This window comes from Xanthocytophaga agilis, from assembly GCF_030068605.1.
Lineage (GTDB): Bacteria > Bacteroidota > Bacteroidia > Cytophagales > 172606-1 > Xanthocytophaga > Xanthocytophaga agilis.
The window spans coordinates 216,094-230,259 of sequence record NZ_JASJOU010000014.1 but is presented as its reverse complement, the minus strand read 5'-3'; the positions used below and the strand labels follow the sequence as shown (position 1 = coordinate 230,259).

Sequence of the window (14,166 nt, the reverse complement as noted above, 5' to 3'; positions counted from 1 at the left end):
AAGGTTAATTTACTTTATAATGACAGACTTTTAGTTTGTTCTACAGGTTAAAATCAGAACATATGTTTCAGAACTATAGAATTAATCCTGATACTCAACTTTTTTAGATGTTCTGGCACTAAGTTCTTCCAGCTCTTCCAGGAATCGCTCTGTACGACGCTTGGACTTAGATATTGAGATTCGGGCAGAACGAACAAATTCAGAAACACCAAATGCTTTTAGTTCTTCGAACAACTGTTGGGTTTCGCTCTTTCTACCAGTTTTTTCAATAATAATATATTCACGTTCTACCATCAGAATACGTGCAAAATGCTGACGTATCAGATTTTCAATAGTATTCTGACTATCATTCAGGAAGGGTTCCAGAGGAACTTTATACAATGCAAGCTCCTGGTAATGAGTATCTTCCTCTTCATACAGAAAGGCACCTAATACTTCAATCAGTTTACGAATCTGTTTTACCAGCTTTTCAGCTCTTTCACGAGTAAGCTTCACAACAATCGTATAACGGCTCACACCTGCCACTTCTGATTCTGAGACATTGATACTCTCAATGTTTATCTTCCGGCGCGTAAAGATAATGGTAATTGCATTAAGCAACCCGCTTTTGTTTTCAGTCAGAACGGAGATGATAAACGTCCGTTCATTATCCGGTTGTGGAGTATTCATAAATACGTCTGATTATGGACTAAACCTTAGTGTCAAAATTTATTTAGTTATACTACTCTTTGATGGCCACAAAACGTAAACGTTTGTAGTCTGCAAACCACTTTCCATCATGAAAGTTGGTTGATCTCAAAGACTCTTTAATCTGGGCAAAGACTTCAGTCTTAGCTGTTTCTGATAATTCCTTCAATGCAAATCCTCTAAACATCTGAATCCAGTCAATAACGCCATTTTCAGGATCATCCAGTTCGGTGTCACGATCAAAATGAGCAGCAAATGTCACACGGAAGCCACTTCTTTCGAGCAACGGTGTATACTCTCCGATACTTGGAAAATAATTCGTATGCACATCTGTGTTCATTCCTTTAGCTCGTAAAGCTTCAGCTAAAGCAACCAAGATACGCTGCACATTTCCTTTTCCACCAAATTCAGCCACAAATCTACCTCCTGGTTTTAGCGCTTTGTATACACACTCGATTACTTTTTCAGGAGTGTGTATCCAATGCAATGTAGCGTTGGAAAACACAGCATCAAATGGTTCAGCAAACCAGAAGTCAGCACCACTCTTCTGAAAAAAAGCAATTTCCGGATAAGCATTCTGAGCCTTCGCAACCATTTCCGGCGAATTGTCAATACCTATCACTTCACAACCATAACCGGCAATTTTCTTAGCCAGATGTCCTGTTCCTGCACCTAAGTCCAGAATACGCTCACCTGCTTGTGGATTCAATAGGTTAATCACATCTTCACCATACTGAAACACAAAGGCATGTTTTGTATCATAAAACTGTGCATTCCACTGCTGAGTCTCATTCTGAGGATTAGGCATAGGGCATCTTTTATTTTTATGTAAAATTCGATAACGATCCGTAAAGTTTTCCCATAGCAGGCTAAAACTTTACGGATACTTTCACTAAATCACTCTAAACGAATATCCGTTACGGATGCTCCGGCAGGTACCATTGGGAATACGTTCTCTTCTGTCTCTACAATTACTTCCATAAAATAAGGACCTTTGGCATCCAGCATCTTCTGAACAGCTGCTTTCAGGTTTTCACGCTGCTCAACTTTCTCTGCAGGAATTGAATAGGCCTCAGCCAGCTTGATAAAGTTGGGATTGGTCATTTCTGTGAAAGAATACCGTTTTTCATGGAACAGTTGTTGCCACTGGCGTACCATACCCAGGAAGCTGTTATTCAATACCACAATCTTCACCCCGATGTTATACTGCATGATAGTTCCCAACTCCTGTACTGTCATCTGATACCCACCATCTCCAATCACAGCAATTACCTGACGGTCTGGTTTACCTAATTTGGCACCCATAGAAGCTGGCAGAGCAAAGCCCATAGTCCCCAAACCACCAGAAGTCACATTACTATCTGTTACTTTAAATTTGTAATAACGGGAAGTTGCCATCTGATGCTGACCTACATCGGTTACCACAATAGCTTCTCCATTTGTCATTTCAGAAATTACATTCACTACTTCAGACATCTTCAACTTACCAGTCTCAGGATATAGTGCATGTTGGATAACTTTATCATGTTCTATCTTATCACAATCTCTGAACTCCTGTATCCACTCTGTATGACTCTGTTTTTTGATCAATGGAGTTAGTTCATGTAAAGCCTCTTTTGCATCTGAATTAATAGCTACCGCCGTCTTTACATTCTTATCAATCTCAGCCGGGTCGATTTCGATGTGAATTACTTTTGCCTGACGGGCATACGTCTTCAGATTACCAGTCACCCGGTCGTCAAAACGCATTCCAATCGCAATCAACACATCACACTCATTCGTCTTGATATTAGGACCATAGTTTCCGTGCATTCCCAGATAGCCTACATACAATGGATGGTCAGTAGGAAATGCAGATAGGCCCATCAAGGTAGAAGCAACAGGGATATCGGCTTTCTCAGCAAATTCCACAATCTCTTTCTGGGCACCTGAAAGCAATATGCCGTGCCCTACCAGAATATAAGGCTTCTTAGCAGTATTAATTAATTCAGCTGCATCCTGTAAGCTCTGTTGAGTAGGCTTTGGATAAGGCGCATAGCTACGAATCTTCTCACATTTTTTGTAAGAGAACTGCATCATAGCATTCTGAACATCTTTCGTAATATCAATCAGAACAGGTCCCGGACGTCCGGATTTAGCAATAAAGAATGCTTTGGCAAATACAGCAGGAATTTCGTCTACATTCGTGATCTGATAATTCCATTTCGTTACAGGCATAGAGATACCAATCACATCTGTTTCCTGGAAAGCATCTGTTCCCAGTAAAGGAGAGGCAACCTGACCTGTTACACATACCAAAGGTGTAGAATCAATTTGTGCATCAGCAATACCAGTAATCAGGTTGGTAGCACCAGGCCCTGATGTGGCAAAACAAACTCCTACACGACCTGTTACACGGGAATACCCCTGAGCAGCATGAATAGCTCCCTGCTCATGGCGAACCAGTATGTGAGTCAGCTTATCTGCATATCCATATAAAGCGTCATAAATAGGCATGATAGCACCTCCCGGATAGCCAAAAATCGTTTCAACGCCTTCTTCAATCAGACAACGTAATACAGCTTCTGACCCGGAAATAGGATCTTGTTTTACACTGGTTTCTTTATCACTCTTTGCTTGTAATGTCTGCATATGTTTATCAGTTGATGATCAATTTATTCGTTAATGAGAGTTAACTGCTTGCAGAAATTCTCAAATAAATTAAATGGTAAGATAAATAGATATATTCAATCACTAGTCATAGTGAGCAATTGCTTTGTACACTTTTCCCTGTTCATTAAACAGAAAAAATTCCACTGCTTTTTTATTCAGTACTGACGTATAATAAATGGTTACAGAAGAAACGCTGCTGAGAACATCAATAATCTGAAAATGCAGATCCGGATACTTCTCTAATCCTTTTTCCCAATAGTTTCTGACTCGATCCTTTCCACTTAAAGTACCAGAAGGTTCGTTCATCAGACTCACAATCAAAGGTGTAGTCATTTCAAAGTCATCTGTGTAATGATCTAACACCCGATCCAGATCGTGTTTGTTCCAGGAATCTACCCAATCATGGGCGAATTCAGTTGCGATTTCTTTTGTAAGCATAGTTGTATAAATATAAAAATGTACGCTATTAGTCTTTCAGTCTGAGCTCTCCACAACCTATCTATTGTACCTTCTCATCCTGATGTCTTATAAATCTGTCACACATCCCTGTGATGCAGAAGATACACTTTTAATGTATTTTTTCAGGATACCCTGAGTGGCTTTATAAGCAGGTTGTACCCATGCAGCTCTACGGGATGCCATTTCTTCATCTGAAATAAGAACGTCAATTGTATTATTTATTGCATCAATACGTATAGTATCTCCATCTTTAATTAATGCAATAGGGCCACCTTCCTGTGCTTCAGGTGTAACATGTCCTACCACAAAACCATGTGTACCTCCGGAGAAACGTCCATCTGTGATCATAGCAACTTTATCTCCTAATCCAGCACCCATAATAGCAGAAGTAGGTTTTAGCATTTCAGGCATACCAGGTCCTCCTTTTGGTCCTTCATTGCGAATTACAACTACATGTCCAGGTTTAATTTCACCTTTAGAAGCAAACTCAATCAATGCTTCCTCGTTTTCACATACTTTCGCTATACCTTCAAAAAACTCCCCTTCTTTACCTGTAATCTTTGCCACTGCACCTTCCGGAGCCAGGTTACCAAACAATATCTGAATATGTCCGCTTTTCTTGATCGGATTAGAAATGGGACGAATAATAGATTGCGTTTCAAAATCCAGGTCAGGTACGTCTGCCAGATTCTCAGCAACCGTTTTTCCTGTTACAGTTATACAGTCTCCATGAAGCAATCCTTGCTGATACAAATATTTCATGATAGCAGGTACACCCCCAATAGATAATACATCTTCCATAAAGTACTTTCCACTAGGTTTCAGATCTGCCAGATACGGTGTACGATCACTGATAGCCTGTACATCCTGCAGAGTAAAGGTAATTCCTACGGCATGTGCAATAGCCAGATAGTGCAACACAGCATTGGTAGATCCACCTGTAGCCATTACTACAGTCAAAGCATTCTCAAACGCTTTACGTGTCATAATATCTCTTGGCAGGATCTGTTTTTCAAGGAGATTTTTCATAGCAGCCCCAATGTGTACACATTCCTGCAGCTTGCCTTCGTGTGTAGCCGGATAGGTAGAGCTATTAGGTAAACTCATACCCATAGCTTCCAGACTGGAAGCCATTGTATTGGCAGTGTACATCCCTCCACACGCTCCTTGTCCAGGAATAGAGTTCTGAATAACACCTTTATACTCTTCGTCGGATATATTATTAGCAAACTTGCGACCCAGTGCTTCAAAGGCAGAAACAATATCCAGCTTCTTTCCATTGTAATTACCAGAACGGATAGTTCCACCATATACCATAATTGCCGGACGATTCAACCTCCCCATAGCCATCATAGCACCTGGCATATTTTTATCACAACCTACTACAGCAATAACTCCATCATACCACTGAGCACTTACAACTGTTTCAATTGAATCAGCAATAATATCCCGGCTAGGCAATGAATAGGACATACCATCATTTCCATTGGTCATACCATCTGAAACACCAATAGTATTGAATATCAATCCTACCATTCCATTTTCCTGAATGCCTTTCTTTACATATACAGATAGCCCATTCAGGTGCATATTACATGGATTACCTTCATATCCTGTGCTGGCAATACCAATTTGAGCTTTACTCATATCAGTTTCTGTTAAACCGATACCATACAACATAGCCTGAGCAGCAGGATTTGTCACTTCTTGTGTTAATGTGCGCGAATATTTATTCAGTGGCTCGTTCATTCTTTTTAATCGAAATAGTAATAAATAGGTTTTTCAAAAGCTAGATTCTAACAAACAAAACAGCCTTTCACACATAAGAGCATGAAAGGCTGTCAGGCATATGTTTATGTCCGATTGCTGCATTTGGCAGCATCCTGAGATTGATACGATTTTATTGTTGCGCTTTTCATATTTTTTGGGTTGTAGTGATAAAAAAAAGACCTTCCTACGGTGAGAAAGGTCTTTTTCAGATATGCAATGCCTTTCTCACCCACTAATAAGAGAGAGTAGCACCACCACCAAAATAATATGTTGAATGAGTATTTTCACTTAGTAAAGTACTGTAAAAACGCTGCTAATTTCTGGAGTATTTTCTTTTTCTCCAAATAAAACTTACTATATTTTTCCTTTGAGATCTATAACAATATTTTATTTGCTACCTATCTTGATTCAATACCACAATATTCTGTGAAATATCCTTTTTATTCGAGTTTACAGGAATTTCCTCGGTAACTTAGAACCTATCATGTAATAATCTTTCTTAAATGCCTCAGAATTATTCTCAAGTTACTAAAAATCAATATATCTGGACACTATAAATACAGTAAAAAAATAGTATGGGAACAACAAAAAATAACTCTCAATGCATAGCATAAACTATCCATAGCTCTTTTCAACCTGATAGAAGTATTCTAAAACATTCATTTCTGCAAATATATTACACAAAAAGCAGTAGTGTATAATTGTGTTTTTCCTACGCATATCTTATACGAGTTTTGCTTTATCTATTTGATAATCAAGCAACATTTCACTAAAAAGTATAACAGTTACAATACAACCATTCTCTTATACTACAACATACTTACTTTATTGTCGGGATATCCATGTATAAATCATTCACTATTTTGTTAAAACAAATAGGTCACTATTCTATTTTAACAGGATTCCTAATCCTTGGTACATTCATTTCAGTAAGCGCCCAGCAAACAGCCCAAGCCGAGATTGATACAACTACTACATATGACTATTATTCTATGTCACTGGAAGAACTGCTGAAGTTAAAAGCTTCCGGAGTGACTATGTCAAGTGAACTTGAGAAGTTAATAAATTCCTTGATTGGGGTTGCCTCACAAAAAGCCCAGTCTTCCCGAAAATCACCAAGTATTGTTTCACTCATTACAGAAGAAGACATCAAATCTTCAGGAGCCCGAGACCTGATAGATGTCTTACGTATGGTGCCTGGCTTTCAATTTGGTATGGATACCCAAGGCGTTACAGGCCTTAGTATAAGAGGAAACTGGGCACATGAAGGGAAAGTACTATTACTGCTGGATGGACAAGAGATGAATGAAACAATGTACAGTACCTTACAATTTGGCAACCACTTCGATGTAAGTCAGATAAAACGGATTGAAATAATCCGAGGGCCCGGTTCTGCTATTTATGGTGGCTATGCAGAATATGCAGTAATCAGTATCATCACCAAAAGCTATGACGACCTGAAAGGACTACAGATTACAGGTACCTATGGAACTATGGAGCATGCCTATGCCCGACGCAATATCAGTATTTCTGCTGGTCAGAAAATAGGAAACTGGGGACTTTCTCTTGCAGTATTTGCAGGACAAGGCCAGCGTAGTGATCAACCTTTCACTTCATTTTATCAGGGAATAAGTCGCATAGATACAGTATATAATGGGCAGGAAATCCAGCGTATTGATACTTCCTATGTGCCACAGACGTATTCCATGAAAAATAATTCGGCACTGAATCCAACCAATGTAAATCTTGGTATAACATACAAAAACTGGACATTCCGGGGAATTTATGATGACTACCAAGCCACTATTCGAGATGGGTATGATGTCAGTTTGAGTCGGGCATATCCCAATAATTTCAAGTCATGGCTGGGGGAAATCAAATACAAATGGGAAATTAACAGCAAACTTACTATAACTCCACGTCTGAGTTTCAAACGCCAACTTCCCTGGCAATATATAGGTAATGCAGATGAATACTCTTCTTATAACAAACAGGCAGATCGTAGTCGGGGAAGCATCACCATTACCTATGATCTATCACGCCGTGTCAACATTATAGGTGGTGGAGAATTTTTTAATGACAGAGGATATAACTTCTCTAAGGAAGGTGATACATTGTTTTATAATGGAAGCAGACATGTTAGTTTCAATAATAAAGCTCTGTTTGCTCAAACTTTACTTAAATTCTCTTTAGCACATATTACAATAGGAATGCGCTATGATCACAATGATGCCTTTGGATCTGCGTTTGTTCCTCGTTTAGGTATTACCCGTAAGTTTGATAAACTTCATCTTAAAGTATTATATTCCAATTCATTCCGTGCCCCTGGAATTGAAAATATCAATTTTAGTATTGACAATCATATTAACCCCGAAAAAAGCAGTGTCCTGGAAATGGAAGCTGGCTACCAGATTGGTAAAAATTCTTTCCTGACAATAAACCTTTTTGATATAACCACTAAAGATCCTATTGTCTACAATTTTGAAGAGGGTGATTCCTATCAAAACTTTCCCAGAAGTGGCAGTAGCGGTTTGGAAATGGAATACAAACTAAAAGAGCGCTGGGGATTCCTGACAGTAAGTTATGCTTTTTATACTACTTCATGGAAGAAAGAAACTATTTCTCTTTATAGTGTACCAGGTAAAAATAATGTCACGCTTGGAAATCCTGCTCATCAGATAGGCATAAACAGCAATGTACACCTGGGCTCAGACTGGTCTGCGAGTCTTTCTGGTACTTTACTAAGTAACAGGTACGGCTATATTGCACCGGAAACAGTTGGAAAATTTACCCCTGCCGCCTTATTGAATACGTTTATTCGCAAACAAAACCTTCTAACTTCAGGTCTTGAAGTCGGATTAGGCATCTATGATATACTAAACCAAAAGTTTGCATTTATTCAACCTTATAATGGCGGTCATGCTCCCCTACCAGGTCCATCACGAGAGTTTCTGATTCGTGTTTCCTATACGTTGAAACAAACTAATTAATCTCTATTTTGTAGAATATGAAACAATATTATTCCCTGATTTATATAGTAGTATTCAGTCTCGTACTACCTGTATTACAAGCTTCAGCTCAACAGGTAGACAGCAAACTAACCTGCATTTTCATTTACAACTTTACCAAGTACATTAAATGGCCTCCCAACACAGAAAGTGGTGACTTTGTGATTGGAGTTTTGGGTGATAGTCCAGTAGAGGCTGAACTACAAAAATTAACGTCCAAACTAAAAGTTAATGGCGTACGAAACATTGCCGTCAAAAAATTTAGCTCAGATGCCAACGCAAGTACTTTACAAACTTGCCATATTTTGTATATATCTAAAAAAGAAAGCAAAACACTTAAAGAGTTGAGCAATACACTAAGCAGCTCATCTACTCTACTAGTTAGTGAAGGTATGGGTATGGCCAACAAAGGCAGTACCATAAGTATATATATAGACGAAGAAACGGATCAGATCAAACTGGAACTCAACAAAAAGATGCTGGAAAGCCATAAACTTAAAGCATCTTCTGAGCTTTTGGCATTAGCAGTAGTAATCTAGCGTATGCAGAATATTATTGTGTGCCACTATATGTGCCTCTAAACTCAATCACAAGCATGAAAAGACATATGTCTCTCTATTCTGTAAAAACCTGTCATCTGGCAATTATTTTTATTTTCTTAAGCCACTGTCAACTTTTTGCTCAAGATATCGAAAGCAAAATGCGAGCAATATTTATTTATAACATTGCCAAGAATATCAACTGGCCGGAAAGTGCCCCTAAAGGTGATTTTGTGATAGGTATTGTAGGAGACAATTCTATTGCAGGTGAACTGGATAAGATGATATCCAATACTACTGCCACTAACGGCAGAACAACTATAGTAAAGAAGATAGCAGCCAGTCATGCTGTAGGTGTAATCGAAAATTATCACATACTATACTTTTCAACGAAAGAAACCCAGGCGATGCAGCCAATTATCACTAATGCAACTAAGCTTCCGGTATTACTTATTGGCGAGAAATCCGACAACTCCTGTAAAGGAAGTACATTATGCTTTAGTAAAGACACAAATAATAAGTTACGACTGGAATTACACAAACTTTCGTTGGAACAACATCGCTTAAAAGCGACTAATGATTTGTTACGTATAGCTACAGTTATTGACAATTAACTTTTTGTTTATATATTTGTGGCACAAAAGCGGGAGTAGCTCAGCTGGTAGAGCGCGACCTTGCCAAGGTCGAGGTCGCGGGTTCGAACCCCGTCTCCCGCTCTCTTTAAGAAAAAATTTAAAAATATTTTTTCTTGCACTTTTCCTAGAAATCTCCTCTCTTTAACCCATCGCAGTATATTAAGTATATAATAGCTTTTCCAGTTTGTATTTTTTATTCTTTTCCTGAAAAGAAACATCCCAATAAGGTAATTTCCTAAAAAAATATTCCAATTGAAAATTTGCAAATGTGATTTCATCTCGCTTACCTTTGTATCACATTTGGTATTAACCAGTAAATAACTACAAAGAAATGTTACAGCACATTACATATCGTTCAACCAAGCCGGCTATGCTGATAAACTTCGGAAGAAGTAATGACAGCCGTGTAGGCGAGGTATATTCGGGCGTATGTAAGTGTGACCCTCTAAATAACCAACCATAGGTTTCTTTAGTAATCAACACACAGATATACAGCCCGAACCCAAAAAGTTCGGGTTTTTTATTTTCTATCCCTTTTCAATTCACGATTTCAGCTTCTAAAGCGGAAAAACGGCTAGAAAACAAGCGAAAGCTTATAGTTAACAAATTTCAATTTATTCAGAACATTCGAAAGTTCTGAATTCGTCTCGATAATGATCGGGAAATGTTCTTTGAAATCATGGCGCACTCTGCTCTGTCGTCTAAGGGCTGAAGATTTCCGGCTTTGAACTGGAAGATGGACGTTCGAATCGTCCCGGAGCAACAAACAAGTCTGAAGACACACTTCAGATAAGGATATTGGGTGTCGTAGAAAAATGTTACTTCGAATGATAATCGGCAGGTTGGAGGTTCGAATCCTTCTCATACTCAGGTATGGTAGCTCAGTGGTTAGAGCAGCAAAATGTACATTTTTCGTTTATCACCCCTACTCCTTTGGACTAAGGAAAAAGTCACTGCATTTTCTATGCGGAGATACAGGTTTAATTCCTGTAAGGAGTCCAAGGCAGGCTGCCACAAAATGAGTGTCGTATGCAAGAGTTACTTCGGTTATATTGGTTCGATTCCAAAACCGGACTGTCTGCAAAACAGATAGATCCGGATACTCCAGAAGTACATTCTGAGAGAAAGACTCTTGCAGCATATAACCTCAGCATACAGATTAGCAAAAGGCAATTGGCAAGACGTTCTTTTCAGTAAAGCTAATTTGTATAATGCCGATTGCCTTCTTTTTGGTTTATCAAATCATGGCTGATTATATCTGCTATTGGCAGATGGCAAGGGTTCAATTCCCTGATAAATCTCCAGGGTTATAAACCCCCAAAGTAGTGCCTGCCTTCTTAGTGGGCCTCATTCGCAGAAGTGAGATGTGGTTAATCCAACCACTCCTGTTTGCAAACGGGAGCGTTCAAAAAGGACACACTGAAAGCAAAAAAAATATCAATGAAACAAAAAGTGCCGTAGGGAAGAGTTACTTCATACTATAATGGTCCTAAGGTAGCGTATATCGGGTAACCGATAGAGCGAAGCCAATGCCTGTAAAGGTGCAAGTCCCACCCGTTGGGATGTCGAAGGCGTGTCCACTGTCCTATACGCAGGATAAGGACGACGGCGAAAAGCCAGATCTCTTCCCGCTTGTAGCCTTTTTTTAAGTAAAAAATGGAGAGGTGCCAGAATGGTTAACGGAGCAGTTTGCTAAACTGTCGTACGTGTCAAAGCGTATTGTGGGTTCGAGTCCCACCTTCTCCACCAAGGTCTCGGGGTGTAGCGTAGTCAGGTTAGCGCGCCACATTTGGGATGTGGAGGCCGCAGGTTCGAATCCTGCCACCCCGACAAAAGAGTGTCGTAAAAAAGTCATACTTCGTTCCAATCTGTTGTACAGGTGTAACCCCTGTTCCTGAATGATCAGGATAGTTTAATATTTCAGAACACAGGTAACTCGATAGAGCCCATAGAAGACTTTTTGCTTGTTGCCTCTTGTATGTAATCTGGAAGTACGCCAAAGATGGAGAGTTGGAGCTGACTGTAAATCAGTTGCCTTCGGGCTGAGTAGGTTCGAATCCTACTGCTTCCACTATGAGTGCCGTAGAAAAGTGTTACTTCGACACGCTGACTTTGGAAGTCGGAGCTTGCAGGTGTAAATCCTGCTCACACGTTGGTGTGATGGTGCAATTTTAAAAGTCACTTTTCGTCTGTTGCCTCAATCTATAAACTATGCATTACCATTAAAAAGTGTCGTTAATCACCTTTAACCAATTACTACAACTATGAAATTTAATATTCTTACTAAAAACAAAAACCAGATTGTAAACCATGAAGGTGCACCTGCCTATACAATCACTTCAGAACTGGAACTATATTCAGCAGTAGTAACCTCTTCACTTTCTGATCAGTTCTATGAAAAGGCAGATCAGAAAATAGATCGCATCCGAATCCTGATCCAGAAGGTTGATCCGGTATTTGTGGCACAACTTGCTGTATATGCTAGGGAACGAATGCATCTGCGTTCTATACCTCTGGTATTGGCAGTTGAGCTAGTCCGGGTACACTCAGGAGACCAACTGGTATCCAAAATGGTAAGCCGGATTATCCAACGTGCAGATGAAATTACCGAACTGCTAGCTTATTACCAGGCAGCTAACCGTAGGGATGGAATCAAAAAACTGGGAAAACTTTCTAAACAACTACAGAGAGGTATTGCACTGGCCTTCAATAAATTTGACGAATACCAGTTTGCAAAATACAACCGTGAGGCAGAAGTGAAACTACGAGATGCATTGTTTCTGGTACACCCAAAAGCAAAAGATGAAACCCAACAACTGCTCTTCGATAAAATCGTGAATGATGGACTGACAGTACCTTACACATGGGAGGTTGAACTATCTGCACTAGGTCAGCAATCCTTTGAAAATGAAGCAACTCGTCAGGCAGCAGTTAAAGCAAAATGGGAAGAACTGATTGATTCTGGTAAACTGGGTTATATGGCATTGCTACGAAACCTGCGAAATATCCTACAGGCAACAGTTAGTGAACAACATATAAATCGGGTTGCAGACCGACTGGCCAATGAGAGAGAAGTTAAAAATTCAAAACAGCTTCCATTCCGATTTCTGGCAGCATACCGGGAACTGAAAGAAGTGAACACAGTATACACTTCACTGATACTAAATGCACTGGAAGATGCGGTAAAAGTTAGTGCAGCTAATATCAAAGGATTTGATATTAATACAAAAGTATTGCTTGCGTGTGATGTTTCAGGTTCTATGCAAACCTTTATCTCACCACGTAGCCGAATACAAAACTATGATATCGGTCTGATCCTGGCTATGCTTCTACAATCCCGTAGCAAATCAGTAATTTCAGGTTTCTTCGGTGATCGGTGGAAAGTAGTCAATCTGGCAAGCAACCATATTCTGGCTAACACCACTGAATTACGCAGACGGGAAGGTGAAGTAGGATACGCAACGAATGGTCATCTGGTGATACAGGATCTGATTGACAAAGGCCAAGTAGTGGACAAAGTCATGTTCTTCACAGATTGTCAGCTATGGAATAGCAAAGGTGATGGCAACAACATTGCCAAACTATGGGGCAAATACAAACAGATTGCTCCCAATGCTAAAATCTACCTTTTTGATCTGGCAGGCTACGGACAAATGCCACTACGGACTGAAAGTAATGATGTATTCATGATTGCAGGTTGGTCAGACAAAGTATTTGATATACTGGAGGCCATTGAAAATGGCAGCAATGCAGTAGCTGAGATTGAAAAGATTATCCTTTAATATTCGAATAGCAGGTTGAGATGATGCATTACTCAACCTGCTTGTAAATAGAGTTTTAACAGACTTCTCACTCCCAATGGAAAAACTATTTGAGATTTCGAAAACACAGAAAAAGTTACTCTCTATCTATTTACGGGGAGATAGCAAATTCTGGTTGGGCTATATCCTAAACTATACCTCAGAAACCATAGACCTTCAACACTTTAGCACTCTTGGGAAACCGGATGGAATCATTGTAATAAAGACCTATAACATTGAAAGAGTAGAATTTACAAATGACTATACAAGATCCTTTGACCACTTGATTCAAAATAGCCAGCTACTGGAGACACAGACAGTGCAGGAACTGGAAAGCTCTCTTATCAACGAATGGCCAATGAATGTACTTAAGCAATTTCTGGAAAAGCTGATTTCTCTTGAAGTTAACGATACACTTGAAACAGGCTTTGTACGCGAAACTGGCGATGATTGTGTGATTATTCACTCTATTGGTACACTTGGAGAAGATAATGGTCTGGCATGTTATAGGATTGCAGACATTAATTCAATTCAAGTGGATACACAAAGACAGAGAAAAGCAGAACTACTTTATCGCTGGCGGAAGGAAAAAAATAAGCTTAGACAAAATTGATTA

At 39.4% G+C, this 14,166-nt stretch carries 11 protein-coding genes and 4 tRNA genes; 10 read left to right on the top strand and 5 right to left on the bottom strand.

Annotated features, from left to right (window positions below):
• Positions 1 to 81: 81 nt before the first annotated feature.
• The 5 genes from ilvN to ilvD all read right to left on the bottom strand — a co-directional run bounded on the left by ilvN (position 82) and on the right by ilvD (position 5,547).
• Entirely contained in the window at positions 82 to 669 is a 588-nt protein-coding gene (ilvN, locus tag QNI22_RS30955; RefSeq protein WP_314516939.1) for an acetolactate synthase small subunit, read from the bottom strand.
• A gap of 52 nt (positions 670 to 721) precedes the next feature.
• Positions 722 to 1,495 (bottom strand): class I SAM-dependent methyltransferase, encoded by a 774-nt coding sequence (locus tag QNI22_RS30950; RefSeq protein WP_314516936.1) that lies wholly within the window; start codon positions 1,493 to 1,495, stop codon positions 722 to 724.
• Between the two features lie 89 nt (positions 1,496 to 1,584).
• Positions 1,585 to 3,318, bottom strand: a complete 1,734-nt coding sequence (gene ilvB / locus QNI22_RS30945; RefSeq protein WP_314516934.1) for a biosynthetic-type acetolactate synthase large subunit — start codon at positions 3,316 to 3,318, stop codon at positions 1,585 to 1,587.
• A gap of 102 nt (positions 3,319 to 3,420) precedes the next feature.
• Entirely contained in the window at positions 3,421 to 3,777 is a 357-nt protein-coding gene (locus QNI22_RS30940) for a nuclear transport factor 2 family protein (RefSeq protein ID WP_314516933.1), read from the bottom strand.
• Positions 3,778 to 3,864: 87 nt separating this feature from the next.
• Positions 3,865 to 5,547, bottom strand: a complete 1,683-nt coding sequence (ilvD, locus tag QNI22_RS30935; RefSeq protein WP_314516931.1) for a dihydroxy-acid dehydratase — start codon at positions 5,545 to 5,547, stop codon at positions 3,865 to 3,867.
• A gap of 863 nt (positions 5,548 to 6,410) precedes the next feature.
• On the opposite strand from ilvD, the gene QNI22_RS30930 reads away from it, so the two are divergent.
• From QNI22_RS30930 to QNI22_RS30885, 10 genes are all read left to right on the top strand, one after another.
• Positions 6,411 to 8,558 carry a TonB-dependent receptor plug domain-containing protein gene (locus QNI22_RS30930; protein WP_314516930.1) on the top strand — a complete coding sequence of 716 codons (2,148 nt, stop codon included), beginning with the start codon at positions 6,411 to 6,413 and terminating at the stop codon, positions 8,556 to 8,558.
• 17 nt (positions 8,559 to 8,575) lie between these two features.
• Positions 8,576 to 9,115, top strand: coding sequence for a YfiR family protein (locus QNI22_RS30925; protein WP_314516929.1), 540 nt, complete (start codon positions 8,576 to 8,578; stop codon positions 9,113 to 9,115).
• 161 nt (positions 9,116 to 9,276) lie between these two features.
• Positions 9,277 to 9,729, top strand: coding sequence for a YfiR family protein (locus tag QNI22_RS30920; RefSeq protein ID WP_314516928.1), 453 nt, complete (start codon positions 9,277 to 9,279; stop codon positions 9,727 to 9,729).
• A 29-nt stretch (positions 9,730 to 9,758) separates the two neighbouring features.
• Positions 9,759 to 9,831, top strand: a tRNA-Gly gene (locus QNI22_RS30915).
• A 948-nt stretch (positions 9,832 to 10,779) separates the two neighbouring features.
• Positions 10,780 to 10,947, top strand: a complete 168-nt coding sequence (locus QNI22_RS30910; RefSeq protein WP_313998021.1) for a hypothetical protein — start codon at positions 10,780 to 10,782, stop codon at positions 10,945 to 10,947.
• A 461-nt stretch (positions 10,948 to 11,408) separates the two neighbouring features.
• Positions 11,409 to 11,499 (top strand) — tRNA-Ser (locus QNI22_RS30905).
• A gap of 6 nt (positions 11,500 to 11,505) precedes the next feature.
• Positions 11,506 to 11,580 (top strand) — tRNA-Pro (locus QNI22_RS30900).
• 157 nt (positions 11,581 to 11,737) lie between these two features.
• A tRNA-Tyr gene (locus QNI22_RS30895) sits at positions 11,738 to 11,821 on the top strand.
• Positions 11,822 to 12,014: 193 nt separating this feature from the next.
• The gene (locus QNI22_RS30890; protein WP_314516927.1) at positions 12,015 to 13,532 is read left to right on the top strand and encodes a TROVE domain-containing protein; all 1,518 of its coding nucleotides are present in this window, start codon (positions 12,015 to 12,017) and stop codon (positions 13,530 to 13,532) included.
• 76 nt (positions 13,533 to 13,608) lie between these two features.
• Positions 13,609 to 14,163 carry a hypothetical protein gene (locus QNI22_RS30885; protein ID WP_314516925.1) on the top strand — a complete coding sequence of 185 codons (555 nt, stop codon included), beginning with the start codon at positions 13,609 to 13,611 and terminating at the stop codon, positions 14,161 to 14,163.
• Positions 14,164 to 14,166 lie beyond the last annotated feature (3 nt).

What these genes read in the sequence shown, in the direction of transcription:
- ilvN (WP_314516939.1), bottom strand. Translation starts at nt 669, where the DNA reads ATGAATACTCCACAACCGGATAATGAACGGACGTTTATCATCTCCGTT.
- QNI22_RS30950 (WP_314516936.1), bottom strand. Translation starts at nt 1,495, where the DNA reads ATGCCTAATCCTCAGAATGAGACTCAGCAGTGGAATGCACAGTTTTAT.
- ilvB (WP_314516934.1), bottom strand. Translation starts at nt 3,318, where the DNA reads ATGCAGACATTACAAGCAAAGAGTGATAAAGAAACCAGTGTAAAACAA.
- QNI22_RS30940 (WP_314516933.1), bottom strand. Translation starts at nt 3,777, where the DNA reads ATGCTTACAAAAGAAATCGCAACTGAATTCGCCCATGATTGGGTAGAT.
- ilvD (WP_314516931.1), bottom strand. Translation starts at nt 5,547, where the DNA reads ATGAACGAGCCACTGAATAAATATTCGCGCACATTAACACAAGAAGTG.
- QNI22_RS30930 (WP_314516930.1), top strand. Translation starts at nt 6,411, where the DNA reads ATGTATAAATCATTCACTATTTTGTTAAAACAAATAGGTCACTATTCT.
- QNI22_RS30925 (WP_314516929.1), top strand. Translation starts at nt 8,576, where the DNA reads ATGAAACAATATTATTCCCTGATTTATATAGTAGTATTCAGTCTCGTA.
- QNI22_RS30920 (WP_314516928.1), top strand. Translation starts at nt 9,277, where the DNA reads ATGCGAGCAATATTTATTTATAACATTGCCAAGAATATCAACTGGCCG.
- QNI22_RS30910 (WP_313998021.1), top strand. Translation starts at nt 10,780, where the DNA reads ATGCAAGAGTTACTTCGGTTATATTGGTTCGATTCCAAAACCGGACTG.
- QNI22_RS30890 (WP_314516927.1), top strand. Translation starts at nt 12,015, where the DNA reads ATGAAATTTAATATTCTTACTAAAAACAAAAACCAGATTGTAAACCAT.
- QNI22_RS30885 (WP_314516925.1), top strand. Translation starts at nt 13,609, where the DNA reads ATGGAAAAACTATTTGAGATTTCGAAAACACAGAAAAAGTTACTCTCT.